The organism is Bradyrhizobium sp. (assembly GCF_027451485.1).
Taxonomy (GTDB): Bacteria; Pseudomonadota; Alphaproteobacteria; order Rhizobiales; family Xanthobacteraceae; genus Bradyrhizobium.
Genome location: NZ_DAIDJE010000117.1, coordinates 18,638 through 32,113 on the forward strand (window position 1 = coordinate 18,638; position 13,476 = coordinate 32,113).

12 protein-coding genes are annotated in these 13,476 nt (G+C 63.2%); 6 read left to right on the plus strand and 6 right to left on the minus strand.

Annotation, left to right across the window (positions count from 1 at the left end; translation table 11 throughout):
• Positions 1–10: 10 nt before the first annotated feature.
• The 3 genes from NEZ08_RS15405 to NEZ08_RS15415 all read right to left on the minus strand — a co-directional run bounded on the left by NEZ08_RS15405 (position 11) and on the right by NEZ08_RS15415 (position 1,756).
• Positions 11–241: a hypothetical protein gene (locus tag NEZ08_RS15405; RefSeq protein WP_298108409.1), complete on the minus strand. Its 231-nt coding sequence runs from the start codon at positions 239–241 to the stop codon at positions 11–13.
• Positions 242–456: 215 nt separating this feature from the next.
• Positions 457–975 carry a MarR family winged helix-turn-helix transcriptional regulator gene (locus NEZ08_RS15410; protein WP_298108412.1) on the minus strand — a complete coding sequence of 173 codons (519 nt, stop codon included), beginning with the start codon at positions 973–975 and terminating at the stop codon, positions 457–459.
• 319 nt (positions 976–1,294) lie between these two features.
• Positions 1,295–1,756, minus strand: coding sequence for a DUF6163 family protein (locus NEZ08_RS15415; RefSeq protein ID WP_298108415.1), 462 nt, complete (start codon positions 1,754–1,756; stop codon positions 1,295–1,297).
• Positions 1,757–1,910: 154 nt separating this feature from the next.
• Between NEZ08_RS15415 and hemB the strand changes: the two genes are divergently transcribed.
• Positions 1,911–2,969 (plus strand): porphobilinogen synthase, encoded by a 1,059-nt coding sequence (gene hemB / locus NEZ08_RS15420; RefSeq protein ID WP_298108420.1) that lies wholly within the window; start codon positions 1,911–1,913, stop codon positions 2,967–2,969.
• Here the strand turns inward: hemB and NEZ08_RS15425 are convergent.
• On the minus strand, positions 2,966–4,162 hold the full coding sequence (locus tag NEZ08_RS15425; RefSeq protein WP_298108423.1) for an MFS transporter: 1,197 nt from the start codon (positions 4,160–4,162) through the stop codon (positions 2,966–2,968). The genes hemB and NEZ08_RS15425 overlap by 4 nt on opposite strands.
• Positions 4,163–4,334: 172 nt before the next feature.
• Here NEZ08_RS15425 and gcvA point away from each other — a divergent pair, with 172 nt between their 5' ends.
• Positions 4,335–5,294: a transcriptional regulator GcvA gene (gene gcvA / locus NEZ08_RS15430; protein ID WP_298108427.1), complete on the plus strand. Its 960-nt coding sequence runs from the start codon at positions 4,335–4,337 to the stop codon at positions 5,292–5,294.
• Between the two features lie 10 nt (positions 5,295–5,304).
• On the opposite strand, the gene NEZ08_RS15435 is transcribed toward gcvA, so the two are convergent.
• Positions 5,305–5,928 (minus strand): DUF6151 family protein, encoded by a 624-nt coding sequence (locus tag NEZ08_RS15435; RefSeq protein WP_298108430.1) that lies wholly within the window; start codon positions 5,926–5,928, stop codon positions 5,305–5,307.
• Between the two features lie 187 nt (positions 5,929–6,115).
• Here NEZ08_RS15435 and NEZ08_RS15440 point away from each other — a divergent pair, with 187 nt between their 5' ends.
• A complete protein-coding gene (locus NEZ08_RS15440) occupies positions 6,116–6,700 on the plus strand; it encodes an RDD family protein (RefSeq protein WP_298108434.1) in 585 nt (194 codons plus the stop codon).
• A gap of 253 nt (positions 6,701–6,953) precedes the next feature.
• Positions 6,954–7,730 (plus strand): arginyltransferase, encoded by a 777-nt coding sequence (locus NEZ08_RS15445; protein ID WP_298108437.1) that lies wholly within the window; start codon positions 6,954–6,956, stop codon positions 7,728–7,730.
• Positions 7,731–7,825: 95 nt separating this feature from the next.
• Here NEZ08_RS15445 and NEZ08_RS15450 read toward each other — a convergent pair whose 3' ends face one another.
• Complete coding sequence (locus tag NEZ08_RS15450; RefSeq protein WP_298108439.1) at positions 7,826–9,106, minus strand: Nramp family divalent metal transporter; 1,281 nt, start codon at positions 9,104–9,106, stop codon at positions 7,826–7,828.
• Between the two features lie 241 nt (positions 9,107–9,347).
• On the opposite strand from NEZ08_RS15450, the gene NEZ08_RS15455 reads away from it, so the two are divergent.
• Both NEZ08_RS15455 and NEZ08_RS15460 read left to right on the plus strand, forming a co-directional pair.
• A complete protein-coding gene (locus tag NEZ08_RS15455) occupies positions 9,348–10,586 on the plus strand; it encodes an MFS transporter (protein ID WP_298108441.1) in 1,239 nt (412 codons plus the stop codon).
• A gap of 261 nt (positions 10,587–10,847) precedes the next feature.
• The gene (locus tag NEZ08_RS15460) at positions 10,848–13,178 is read left to right on the plus strand and encodes a mechanosensitive ion channel domain-containing protein (RefSeq protein ID WP_298108443.1); all 2,331 of its coding nucleotides are present in this window, start codon (positions 10,848–10,850) and stop codon (positions 13,176–13,178) included.
• Positions 13,179–13,476: the final 298 nt, after the last annotated feature.

Consider the following 13,476-nt stretch of genomic DNA (forward strand, 5'->3'; position numbering starts at 1 on the left):
GTTCGCTCCGTCAGAGGTTTTCGCTTTCCAGCGCTTCGAATTTCGCAATTGCCTTGTTGGCGAGCCTGATCCTGTTGAATTCGCCGCGCTCGAACAGTTGGACGATGATCGACAGCAATTGTTCGTTGGTCGCAAAGCTGTCGGCGATGGCGCCGCTGCGATACAGATAGTCGGCGGCGATCGCATAAGCGTCGCTGACCACCCCGGCATTCATGACCCGTAATCCACGCTCGACGAGCATGATCGTCCTCCGATCCGCAGCGATAAGCCGGGCGAACCGCGAAAGTTCCAATTCAGGGGGCCTTGAAAGGCAAGGACAAGCCGGAACCTGCATCGAAAGACAAAACGCACCGGCTTCGGGAAATCCGAACCGGTGCGCTGATGGGGAAGTTTGTCGTCCAGATCGCTGCGGCTGCCGGTCTTTTCAGACCGCCGGCTTGGCCGCAAGCAGAACGCTTACAGCCGATAGAGGATCTGATCGGTCCAGAACCGCTCGAGACGGTGCAGCGACTTGTTGAGCGTCGCAAACTCCTCGTTCGAGATGCCGCCCACCTGTTCCACGGTCTTGACGTGCTTCTGATAGAGCGCATCGACGATCTTGCGGATCTCCTGGCCCTGCGGCGTCAGGCGAATGCGAACCGAGCGGCGATCGACGCGCGAGCGCTGATGATCGAGGAAACCGAGCTCAACCAGCTTCTTCAGATTGTATGAAACGTTGGAGCCGAGATAATAGCCGCGGGTGCGCAACTCACCGGCGGTCAGTTCCTTGTCGCCGATGTTATAGAGCAACAGCGCCTGGACCGAATTGATATCGGCGCGGCCGCGGCGATCGAATTCATCCTTGATGACGTCGAGCAGGCGGCGATGCAGCCGCTCCACCAGAGTCAGAGCTTCCAGATAGAGCGGCTGAACCTGGGTCTGCTGCCCCGGCGCGCGCTCAGCGGTCTCCACCGCGGTTGCTGCGGCTTTCATCATGACACTTCCCCTGTTGTCGTCTTTGCGACTTATTCGACGAAACTTTTGTCCCGCCTGATAGGTGCAAACTTAAGGGAGGCGTTTGAACATCAGCTTAAATAAGACAATAAAGAGATCATGAATTTAAGACAGTGAATCGTGGATTAAGCCTGCAATACAAGGCCTTTTCGCAACCTTTCATTGACGCTTGGTGCCACCCGTTCACGCTTCGTCTGCCCCCCTGTCACATATGGAAACAGCCGGGCCCAATCTGGAAACGCCTGCGTAACAGATGTGGCCGGCGGGTGAAGCTGACCGAAAGGTTACCCAGACTTCCAAATTACGGTGGCCGCTCGCGCGCAGCCATCCACGCGAGCACGAGATAGGCTGTCAGCATCAGGGCTTCGGCGGCGACGATCGTAAGGCTGCCGCCATAGATCGCCGGAAACATCAATTCGATCACCGTCATCGAGACGACCGTAATCAGCCAGACAACCGCGCCCCAAGGGGTTGCGAGCCAAAGCCCCACGGCCGCGACGAGTTCGATGACGGCGAAATAGACCGTCGAGGCCTGCCAGGCGAGCGACTGGTTTTCAAACGAATCATCTTCGCCGCCGACGAAACCGGTGACCTGCGCCCAGTGATAAAGGCCCGCGGCGACGGAAACCACAGCCATGATGCGCAGGTACAGCACCAGCCGCCGCGTCCAGACGTTATCGCCGGACTCGCTGCGTTGCGACGATATCGCATCGATCGATATCGCGTGGTCTCGGGAGGAATCGCGCGTGGGCGTATCCGACATCTTCAATTCGTGAGCTGGCAAATCAGGCAGGTTAAAGCCAGTCATGGCGTCTCAGGCCGATAAAATCAATCGGACTTGCGACGGCCATAGCTGGCGAGGCCGCGATGGAGTGCTATATTCGCCCCATCCAGCCATCCGAAAGAAAGAACAGCAAATGGCGATCAAATTCGGGCGTCCGATCGAAATGCGCGACACGCCGCGCCGCGACGCCGCCCTCTCCGCACCGGCCCTCGATCTTGTGATCCGGCCACGCCGCAATCGCAAGGCGGAATGGGCGCGCCGCATGGTGCGGGAGAATGTCCTGACCACCAATGACCTGATCTGGCCGCTGTTCGTCTCGGACGGTCATAACAAGCGCGTCCCGGTCGCCTCAATGCCCGGCGTGGAGCGGCTTTCCGTCGATCAGGCGGTGCGCGAGGCCGAACGCGCGATGAAGCTCGACATTCCCTGCATTGCGCTCTTTCCCTACACCGACCCGAGCTTGCGCGACGATCAAGGCTCCGAGGCGGTCAACGCCGATAATCTGGTCTGCCAGTCAGTGCGGGCAATCAAGAAAGAATTTCCCGATCTCGGCGTGCTCTGCGATGTCGCGCTCGATCCCTACACAAGCCACGGCCATGATGGGCTGCTGGAAGACGGCAGAATCCTCAACGACGCTACAGTCGCTGTCCTTGTGCGGCAGGCATTGGTGCAGGCGGAAGCCGGATGCGACATCATCGCCCCGTCCGACATGATGGACGGCCGGGTCGGTGCCATCCGCGAAGGTCTGGACGCGGCCGGTTTTCTCGACGTGCAGATCATGTCCTATGCCGCCAAGTACGCCTCCGCTTTCTACGGTCCGTTTCGCGACGCGGTCGGTTCGGCGAAAACGCTGACCGGCGACAAACGCACCTATCAGATGGACTGCGGTAATTCCGACGAAGCGCTGCGCGAGGTCGAACTCGACATCGCCGAAGGCGCGGACATGGTGATGGTCAAGCCGGGCATGCCCTATCTCGATATTTTGCGGCGGGTCAAGGATACCTTCAGCATGCCCACCTTCGTCTATCAGGTGTCCGGCGAATACGCGATGCTGATGGCAGCCATCAACAACGGCTGGCTCGACGGCGAGCGGACCATCATGGAGAGCCTGATCGGCTTCAAGCGCGCCGGCGCCGACGGAATTCTGACCTACTTCGCGCCGCAGGCGGCGGAACGGCTGAAGAAGGGTTAGCCCGCCGTTTCCGGCAGCCGCGGCGCCAGCGCGATCGCGAGCGGCAGGATGAGGGCCGCGGTGATGGCGGTCGCGAGCATCGCACCATGCGACCCGATGTGATCGCCGAGGACGCCGAAGAGGATCGGCGCTGTCGCGCCCGCACCGATCGTGCCGGTATAGAAGATCGCGAACGCCTGCTCGGTGCGGCCCGCCGGAGCCAGTTCCGGCACAGTGCCGTACAGCACGGAAGACGTGCCGTTGAGCATGACGCCGAGAACGGGCAGCAGGATAAGCGTCGGCAACAACGGCAGAACGAGAACGGCCAGGATGACGGCCGCCGTACCCGCCTCGGTCAACAGCACCGTTGCAAGCACGCCAAACCGCGCTCCCAGCCAGCCGCAGGCAAATTTTCCCGCCGCGCCGCCGAGGAACACCAGCGCCAGTGCCTGGCCGATCACCGACAACGATGCGCCCTGCTCCTTCAACAGGAACGGCAGGAAGGTCAAAAATCCCATGCGGACGCTGGAGTCGAGGATGCCTATGGCGAGCAGCAGCGCAAATCCGCCGCGGGCTCCAGGAGCGGGGTGTTCGGATTTGGCACTCTGATGCACCGGCCGCAGGTTTGCCGGCAGGAAAAGCGCAACCGCCGCCGCGACGATCACGCCGGGCACCGCGAGCGCCCACAGCATGTGGTGCCAGGACATCCAGGCGAGCAGCAGCGATGCACCGCTCGGTATCGCGGCCTTGCCGATATCGCCGGCGAAGTTGTAGGTGCCGAGCGGCCCGCGTGCATCGCCCTGATAGGCACGCGACACGGCCGCTGAGGCGATCGGATGCTGGGTGCTCAGGCCGCATCCGACCACGACCAGCGCGGCGCAAAGCCCGATGAGCCCGGCCGAAGTGCCCGCAACGACGTATCCGACGGCGGCAAGCGCCGTGCCGAGCGCAAGCGTGGCGCGGCCGCCGATATGCTCGGCCACGCGCGCCATCGGCACCTGCAGTCCGGCCATCGAGGCCGCCGCAAGCGCGCGCAGGAATGCAAGCGCGCCGTAACCGATCGCAAACTCGGCCTGCCAGACCGGCAGCAACAGGTAAATCAGATCGGTGTAGCCATCATGCAGCGCATGCGCCGCGCAGGCTGTCCACAACGTCCGCGCCCGACCTGCGGACGAGGCGTCCCGGTCACGCTGTTCATCGAAGACCGTCGTCATGGTAGCTGGCGCTCCTCTGGACGCTCATCGAATCCGTCGGGGACCGAGAGAATTCTTCTCATCCATCACACATGAGCTGATGCTGAAGGCTTGCCTTCAGCGAAGTCATAGTCCGCTGGCGATACCTCTTCAACTGAGCTAATTTCTCGCAAGCAGAGAGAAAAAGTCACCCATGGCCGCAGATGCCGAATTGCCGCCGCTGAATGCGATCCGGGCCTTTGAGGCCGCGGCCCGCCGCGGCAGCTTCGTGGAGGCCGCGCGCGATCTGCATGTCACTCATTGGGCAATCGGCAAGCAGATCAGGATTTTGGAAGACTGGCTCGGCGTGCCGCTGTTTGAACGCCGCACGCGCGGCGTGGTGCTGACGGACCAGGGCGCCGACCTTTTGGCCGACGTCAGCTCGGCCCTTTCACGCCTGACGTCGGCCACGGGCCGGCTCAGAGGGCCCGCCTCTGGGCGCCGCCTATCCGGCGTGGTGAGGGTCAACGTGCTGCCGAGCATTGCGCTACGCTGGCTGCTGCCGCGGCTTGGCAAATTCCAGGAGGCTCATTCAGGCGTCGAGGTCAAGATTTCCACGACCTCGCGCAAGCTTCGCTATGTCGGCACCGCCTTCGACATCGGCATCCGCACCGGCTCCGAGCATGGTTCGGGCATTCAATGCGAGAGGCTGATGCCGGACCGGCGCCTTCCCGTTTGCAGCCCGATGATCTTGCGCGACCGGCCGGTCGAGACCGCCCACGACCTGCAACGCCATGTCGTTTTGCATTCGAGCACGACACGCGCGGCATGGCAGCAGTGGTTCGCAGCCGCCGGTGTGCCGGACCTTAAACCGGCGCGCGTCCTCGAATTCGACCACGTCTATCTCCAGATGCAGGCCGCGGTCGATGGTCTCGGCGTCGCGCTCGGATCCCTGCCGTTGGTTGAAGCCGATATCGCGGCAGGCCGTCTGCTCTGTCCGCTTGCCGCGCCCGAATTGCGCGCCGACGATTACCAGCTCCTGATCGCGCAGGATCGCCTGCGCGATCCCGCCATCAAGGCCTTTCGAAGCTGGCTACTCACCGAGGCGGCGAAGCCGCTGGCGGGCGTCGGGCAACCTTCACGTCCAAACCGCGCGAGACGGCGGAGCGGCTGAAAACGTCGAGCTAACCGTGCGCCGTTGGGTGCGGACCGCAATACGCGCGCAAGCCCTCGCGCTCCTCGTGCGAAAGCACGTTGACCGGATACACCGGCGTATCGCGATCACGCGTGAAAAACGGATGCGGCCAGGCTTTGCCGCGCACGCGCCAGCCCAAAATCTTGACCACTGCGCTCACGAGCAGCGAAAGCTTGATCCCAGTCGAGCCCGGCGGCGCTTGGCCTACGGCATGCTTGCCCTGGATGGCGCCCGCAGGCCGGCCAAACACGCCGTCGGCGCGTTGGGCGCCCTGATCGAAGGCCGTGGCGATGACCCCAACGAAAGGAACCGCCGGCGTCAGCGTATTGCCGACAGGCGTATTGCAGCAGCTCGCATACCACCGGTAAAGGCCCTTTGGTGTCAGCCGTAACCCCACGATACGGTCCTGTCCCTGCACGAAGCTGAGCGCGGCGGGCGCCACCTGGACGATATCGGAGCCGCCATGGGCATCGAGCAGGTCGGCGCGGCCGAGCCGATGCGCAAACGCCTGGCAGTCGGCGCAATAGCAGACCACGCGATTGGCCGTGCGCGGCGATGCATCAGTGACGATGCCGCGCACTTCACCACAACGACAACGAAATTCCGCATTCATGCCCATCGCCTGTCTCTCATGGCGTCAGAATGACGCGTCGGTGCCGACACGGAAAGCAGCTTCGCCGGATTTTTTTGCGCAGAATGCGGGAATATTTCTGCGTGCTCATGTAGCGGCGGCCTTGCAACCGTCCTGCCCGTTCCCATGTGGTTGAGCGTCCCCGTGCGGGGGACCTGAGGACAGGATCATGTCGTATAGCGGTTATGATGCAGGCGGCGCACCCAATGCGGGCGGCGCCTGGCGTAACGATGGCGGCGTTCCACCCCACGCGTTCGATCCGGATATTGAGCCGGAACTGTTTCGCGGCGTTCTGACGCGGCGGGTGTTCGCGTTCCTGATCGACCTCGTGGTGCTGTCGGTACCTGTCGTCCTCGGCTACATCTTCATTGCGGTGTTCGGGCTGCTGACGCTCGGGCTTGGCTGGATGCTGTTCTGGCTGGCATGGCCGGCATCGGTCCTGTGGGCCATCGTTTATTACGGCGCCTCGCTGGGCGGCCCGCGCTCGGCAACCCTTGGCATGCGCGTGATGGATCTGGAACTGCGTACCTGGTATGGCGCGCCCGGCTATTTCGTGTTGGGCGCCATGCACGCCGTGCTCTTCTGGGTTTCCGTGTCGTTCCTGTCGCCGCTCGTGGTCCTGGTCGGGCTTTTCAACAGCCGGCGCCGCCTGCTGCACGATTTCGTGCTGGGAACCGTGATCATCAACAGCGCGGCTCGCAGCCCCTGGAGATCCGATTCCGGCGTTCGCTTCCCTTCTCAGCCGGCGCGTTAGCGAACGTCAAAATCAAAGGCAGCCAAGCAAATTTCAGTTTCAGGAGAGCCTTCGATTTGACATTCGCTAGTCAGCCCCGCGGCTTGGCGGTTATCGAATGTCAAACCCGCTCCACCCGGGCCAGCCGTTGCAGACATTTTGATCGGCAAACCGAAAAATCGGGAAACCGGTCTGGCCGGCAAACGGTTTGCAAACCAATTGACCGTTAAGCTTGGCGGCGCGATGCTGTGCAGGCTTCGCGTTAGGAAATCCCGTGACCCAGCATTCGCGTGATACCCCGCAATTCTACCTGACGGCGCCCTCTCCCTGCCCGTATCTGCCGGGCCGGCACGAGCGCAAGGTGTTCACCCATCTGGTCGGCGACAAAGCCGGCGATCTCAATGACCTGTTGACCCATGGCGGCTTCCGCCGCAGCCAGTCGATCGCCTACCGGCCGGCGTGCGACCAGTGCCGGGCCTGCGTTTCCGTGCGCGTCGTCGCCAACGAATTCCGCCTCTCGCGCGGTTTCCGCAAGATCATGACCCGGAACGCCGACATTGTCGGCGAACAGCGCAACGCGGTGCCGACCTCCGAGCAATATTCGATCTTCCGCGCCTATCTCGACCAGCGCCATCGCCATGGCGGGATGGCCGACATGACGGTGCTGGACTACGCCATGATGGTGGAAGACAGCCACGTCGAAACCCGCATCATCGAATACCGCCGCCGCAATAGCGGCGCCGCCGAAGGGGGGCGCGATCAAGAGCTGCTCGCGGTCGCGCTGACCGACGTCCTCTCCGACGGGTTGTCGATGGTCTATTCCTTCTTCGAGCCATCCGAAGAGAGTCGTTCGCTCGGCACTTTCATGATCCTCGACCACATCAACCGCGCCCGGCGGCAGGGACTGCCTTACGTCTATCTCGGCTACTGGATCGAGGGCTCGACGAAGATGGACTACAAGAGCCGCTTCCTGCCGCAGCAGCGGCTTGCACCTTCGGGGTGGATGCGTGTCGACCCCTCAGGCGAGACGTTGACCGAGCCGCAGGATTAAAGGCGCGCCGCGATCAGGAGCACGGTGCTGTTCACGGCAGACCTCCGGCTTTGCTGAAATCGATGGACCGGCAGGATACGAACCGGCCTCGGCGCTCAAAAGCCCAAAAAATCCCAGGCCAGTTTGGCGTTCAGTATGATGATGACGGCCGCCGTTGCCACCGCAAGCGCGCTCAGCCAGAGCGGGGCGACAAACGGACCCATCTTGCGTCGGCTTGAGGTAAACATCACCAGCGGCACCACGGCGAGCGGCAGTTGCAGGCTGAGCACCACCTGGCTCAGGATAAGCAGCCGGCCGGTCGCTTTTTCACCCGCCAACAATGTTACGACGACCGCCGGCACGATCGCGATCATCCGCGTCAACAGCCGCCGCAGCCACGGCGCGATGCGCCAGTTCAGAAAGCCCTCCATCACAATCTGTCCTGACAAGGTCGCCGTGATGGTCGAATTCAATCCGCAACAGAGCAGCGCGACCGCAAACAGCGTCGGTGCGAGCGTCGACCCGAGCAGCGGCGCAAGAAAGGCATGGGCCTGATCGAGTTCGGCGACGTTTGTCTGCCCTGTCCGGTGAAATGTCGCCGCTGCCAGGATCAGGATCGAGGCATTGATCGTCAAAGCCAGACACAGCGCGATCGACGAGTCGATGGTGGCAAGACGAATGGCCTCGTGCTTCTCCTGTCGGCTCTCGCCGATCGCGCGGGTCTGCACCAGGCCGGAATGCAGATAGAGATTATGCGGCATCACGGTCGCGCCAAGAATGCCGAGCGCGAGATAGAGCATCTCGCTATTGGTAAAAAGGCCCGAGGTCGGCACGAAGCCCCGGAGCACCGCACCCCAGTCCGGATGAGCGAACGCGATCTGGATCGCAAAGCAGGCGGCAATCACCCCCAGCAGGGCGACGACAAATGCTTCGATCCAGCGAAAGCCGAAGGCTTGCAGCGCCAGGATCAGGAATACGTCCATCGCGGTGAGGATGACGCCGACCGAGAGCGGGATCTGAAACAGCAGATTGAGGCCGATCGCGGTTCCGATGACTTCTGCAAGGTCCGTCGCCGTGATCGCAAGCTCCGCCGACAGCCATAGCGGCAGCGACACCCAGCGTGGGAATGAATCGCGGCAGGCCTGCGCGAGATCGCGGCCGGCGCCCACCCCGAGCCGTGTGCAAAGCGACTGAAGAATGATCGCCATCGCGTTGGAGAGAAGCGCCACCGACAGCAGCGCGTAGCCGAACTTGGAGCCGCCCGCGAGCGACGTGGCCCAGTTGCCGGGGTCCATGTACCCCACCGCGACGAGATAGCCCGGGCCAAGGAACGCCAGCAGCTTGCGCCAGAACGGTCCGCGTGGGGCCGTTTGAACCGAGGCGTAAACCTCCATCATCGAGGGCGGGCCACGACCCACGCGCCAAGCTGTCCCGAAAACCGCGGCGGAGGCGGATTTTATCGGGGATTCCGCGCGCGACTTGGGGGCCTGCGGGTCCATCACCATACAAAAATTCTATTCTTATTGCAACTAATTTGCAACTGCATCTAGATAGCTTGAGTTCCGCCTGTCGGGAAGCGGGTGGGTTGAACCGGGTGCGAACTCCACACTGGCTGCAGGTGAAATTGAGGAACCTGCCATGTCCGCTGCAAGCAATGGTCCGCTTCCTGCGACCTTCAACCGGCTCGCCTGGTCAAATCTCGGTGCGCAATCGGCTGAACAGATCGCGCTGTCCGCGGCGCCGATCGTCGCCGTGCTCATGCTCGGCGTCGGCGAGGGCGAAACCGGCCTGTTGCAGACCGCGCTCACGCTGCCATTCGTACTGATCGCAATTCCCGCTGGCCTGCTCGCCGACCGCATCTCGCGGCGCCGCCTGATGGCTGGCGCCGAATCCCTGCGCGCCGCCGCCCTGCTCACGATTCTGCTGCTGATCTCACTCCATTGGCTCACGCTGCCGCTGCTTGCCGTCCTCGGTTTCATCGCGGTCTGCGGCACCGTCGTCTATAGCGTCGCGGCACCGGCCCTTGTTCCTTCCCTGGTACCACCGCAAGCCCTGCCCGCGGCGAACGCCCGAATCGAACTTGCCCGTACCGTCGCCTTCGCCAGCGGACCTGCACTCGGCGGCGTACTCGTCGGCTGGCTCGGCGCGGCGCCTGCTTTCGCTGTTGCGGCCGCCTTGTCCGTGATCGCGGTCTTCCTGCTTGCCGGCCTTTATGAGCCGCCCCGCGCGGCCGCGCCCCGGCGGCATCCGCTGCACGAGGTCAGGGAAGGCGCCGCCTTCGTCATGCAGCATTCGCTGCTGCGACCGGTATTCATAACCCAGTTCATTTTCAACACCGGTTCGTTCCTGCTTCTCGCGATCTTCGTGCCCTACGCGATCCATCATCTGGCGCTGTCGGCCGCCGGCGTTGGCATTGCGCTTGCCATGTACGGTGTCGGCATGGTGATTGGTGCGCTGCTGGCGACGCGGGTGATGCAGCGCATCTCGTTTGGCACGGTGATCGGCCTCGGCCCGGTCACGGGATTCGCCGCCTCCGCCATCATGGCGCTGACGACCTTCATTCCAGCCGCGCCGCTGGCGGGCTTGAGCTTCTTCCTGCTCGGCGTTGGTCCGATCCTCTGGGTCATCAGCACCACCACGTTGCGGCAATCGGTAACGCCGCCGAGCCTGCTCGGGCGCGTGTCGGCGATCAACATCCTAAGCTATGGCGCGCGCCCGCTCGGCTCCGCACTTGGCGCCATCATCGGCGGGCTCTATGGCGCGGAAGCGTGCCTGTATCTCGCCGCGGCTATCTTCGCCGCGCAGGCACTGGTGATCCTGATGTCGCCGGCAGTAGCGCTGGCGCGGCAGCCGGAGATGGTGGGAGAATGCGTCTAGGCTCTTTTCTCCTGAACGCAATGGCCTGACGCATCGCGGCCGGCATCAGGGTGTACCCGGACGCAAGCCGATCCCGTCTTGATTTAATTGATGCGTTTTCTTGATGCGAATCGGTTACCCGCATTGGAAATGCGTCAAATTCCAAAAGAAAGCCGTCACGTCGGCACACTTCCGACACATGGTGGCGGAGAACGGTGTCTCCGACGTGACGCAATGGCAACTCCTGTCCGGGGGTGCCCTTAAGATTCGAAAGAGGTCTTCGTGCCGCAAAAGCTCGTTGCCGCGATCTTGTTCGCCTTTGCACTTCTCGCAACGCCCGCCTTCGCCCAGACCGGTACTCCGCCATCCATCGCGAGCAAAGCGGACGCACTGACGCCGGAACAGGCAAAGCAGGCGCTTGAGACACTTCAGGACGACAAAAAACGCGCGCAGATGATCGAGACGCTTCGGGCGATCGCGAACGCATCACCGCAGGCGCAAGCCGCGGGGGAAAAGCCATCCCCGATTCCGCTCAGCGAAGACAGCCTCGGCGCACAACTTCTTGCTACGGTTTCCGATCAGGTCGGCGAGATCTCAAGCCAGGTCGCAGACATCGCGCGCTCGCTGACGCATTTCAGGGCTTTCTACTGGTGGTTCATCGAAACGGCGAACGATCCACAAGCCTACAATCAGATGATCGACATCGCCTGGAAGCTCGCGCTGGTTTTTTTCTGCGCATTCATCGCCGAATGGCTGGTCTTTCGCCTGATCAGGCGGCCGGTTGCGCTGCTGGAGCGCCGGATTCCGCAGGCCGCGCGCATGCCGGCGCAGGCACTTGCCATCGCCATGCCGCCATCCACTTCAGCTGACGTGATGGCGGAGACGGCGCCGCAGCGGCGCCGTGTCAACCTGGCGCGCGCCTGGCAGTCCATGATCAGACTGCCCTTCGTGGTGGGACGGCTTCTGCTCGAGCTGCTTCCCGTGCTGGTCTTCATCGGCATTGCGACGCTGCTGCTCGGCACCGGGATCGGCGACATACGGACGGCGCGGCTTGTGATCCTTGCTGTGGTCAATGCTTATGCATTGTCGCGCGGCTTGATCTGCGCCGTGCGCGCGCTGGCCGGGCCATTCGGGCTCTTCCGCGTCCGGGCGGAAACCGCGGCCTATACTGAAATATGGGCGCGGCGCATCGCCGGCGTCGCTGTATCCGGCATCGCCTTGGCCAACGTGGCGCTCTTGCTCGGCTTGAGCCACGGCGGCTATGCCGCGCTGTTGCGTCTGGTGATGCTGGTCGTTCATCTCTTCATCGTCGTCATCATCCTGCAATGCCGCGCGCAGGTGGCCGAACTCATTCGGGCGCCTTTCGGCCGGGAAGGTATCGCCGCCAGGGCGCGCAACCGCCTCGCCGCCATGTGGCACTATCTCGCTATCACGCTTGATATTGCGCTCTGGGCGGTCTGGGCGCTGAGGATCCACAACGGCTATTCGCTGCTGCTGCAATATTTCGTCGGCACCCTCGCCGTGATGGTGATCGCGCGCCTCGCTACCATCGTGGCGCTCGGCCTCATCGACCGCGGATTCTCGGTACCTCCCGAGGTCCTGCAACGCTTTCCCGGACTGGAAACCCGCGCCAACCGATATCTGCCCGTTTTGCGCAGGATCGTCGCGAGCATCATCACCTTCATCGGCTTCGTTGCCGTGCTCGAGGTCTGGGGCGTGGATGCCGTGGTCTGGTTCTATGGGGGCCAGATTGGCGGGCGGCTGCTGTCCGCGCTGACCACCGTTGCCATCGCCGCGGTGGTGGCCGCGGCGATCTGGGAGATCAGCAACGCACTGTTGGATCGCCAGATCAATGCGCTGTCGCGCGAGGGCCACTACGCGCGTGCCGCACGGCTGCGCACGTTCCAGCCGATGCTTCGCACCGCGCTGCTCTGCCTGATCGTGACCGTGGTCGGCCTTACGGCGCTCAGCGAGATCGGCGTCAATGTCGCGCCGCTGCTCGCCGGTGCCGGCATTGTCGGCATTGCCATCGGCTTCGGTTCGCAGAAGCTGGTGCAGGACCTGATCACCGGGCTTTTTCTGCTCCTCGAAAATGGTGTCCAGGTCGGCGACGATGTCAGTGTGGCCGGCCTGACGGGCAACGTCGAGAACGTATCGATCCGTACCATCCGCCTGCGCGCCGGCGACGGATCGGTGCACATCGTCCCCTTCAGCGCGGTGACGACCATCACCAATGCGAGCCGCGGCGCCGGCAATGCCGCCGTCAACGTCAGCGTGGCCTACAAGGAAGATACCGACCGCGTCAGCCAGATTCTGAAGGACATCGTCGCGGACATGCGCAAGGAGCCGGAATATCGGATGTTGATCCGCGGCGATCTTGAACTCTGGGGCGTCGACAAGATCGATGGCTCCATGGCGACGATCGTGGGCCAGATCCGCTGCTCCGACAGCGGACGCTGGCCGGTGCAGCGCGAATTTAATCGTCGCATGAAGCGCCGCTTCCAGGAATGCGGCATCGAGATCGCCTCGCCAAGGCAGACCATCCTCATGCCGATCCCGACGCCGGAACGCGACGAGGCGCCGAGCGTAATGCCGCGCCGGGCGGCGGGCTGATTATCGGGCGCGGCCATCGGACCACCAAGCACGATGCAGTGAGGTTCGCCTCACTCCCCGCCCGCAGGGAGAGGTGGGGCTGCAATGCATCGTTGGATGCGCTGCGGGGTGCGGGAAATCTCCGCGCGCTCCGGTCCAACCTCACGCCAGCCTTCATCCCGCAGGCGGGGAGAAGAAGCGCACGCTCGTCGCGGTTGGAGTTAAAGCTCCCTCCCTGCTCCAGCTAGCCTTTCAGGTACCGCTCGTATCGTCCGGCGAGAACTTCATCGGTCGCGATCGCCGGCTCGAGTGTGTAGAG

Excerpts from the sequence above, each read along its gene's own strand:
- NEZ08_RS15405 (WP_298108409.1), bottom strand. The coding sequence starts at position 241 with ATGCTCGTCGAGCGTGGATTACGGGTCATGAATGCCGGGGTGGTCAGC.
- NEZ08_RS15410 (WP_298108412.1), bottom strand. The coding sequence starts at position 975 with ATGATGAAAGCCGCAGCAACCGCGGTGGAGACCGCTGAGCGCGCGCCG.
- NEZ08_RS15415 (WP_298108415.1), bottom strand. The coding sequence starts at position 1,756 with ATGTCGGATACGCCCACGCGCGATTCCTCCCGAGACCACGCGATATCG.
- hemB (WP_298108420.1), top strand. The coding sequence starts at position 1,911 with ATGGCGATCAAATTCGGGCGTCCGATCGAAATGCGCGACACGCCGCGC.
- NEZ08_RS15425 (WP_298108423.1), bottom strand. The coding sequence starts at position 4,162 with ATGACGACGGTCTTCGATGAACAGCGTGACCGGGACGCCTCGTCCGCA.
- gcvA (WP_298108427.1), top strand. The coding sequence starts at position 4,335 with ATGGCCGCAGATGCCGAATTGCCGCCGCTGAATGCGATCCGGGCCTTT.
- NEZ08_RS15435 (WP_298108430.1), bottom strand. The coding sequence starts at position 5,928 with ATGAATGCGGAATTTCGTTGTCGTTGTGGTGAAGTGCGCGGCATCGTC.
- NEZ08_RS15440 (WP_298108434.1), top strand. The coding sequence starts at position 6,116 with ATGTCGTATAGCGGTTATGATGCAGGCGGCGCACCCAATGCGGGCGGC.
- NEZ08_RS15450 (WP_298108439.1), bottom strand. The coding sequence starts at position 9,106 with ATGATGGAGGTTTACGCCTCGGTTCAAACGGCCCCACGCGGACCGTTC.
- NEZ08_RS15455 (WP_298108441.1), top strand. The coding sequence starts at position 9,348 with ATGTCCGCTGCAAGCAATGGTCCGCTTCCTGCGACCTTCAACCGGCTC.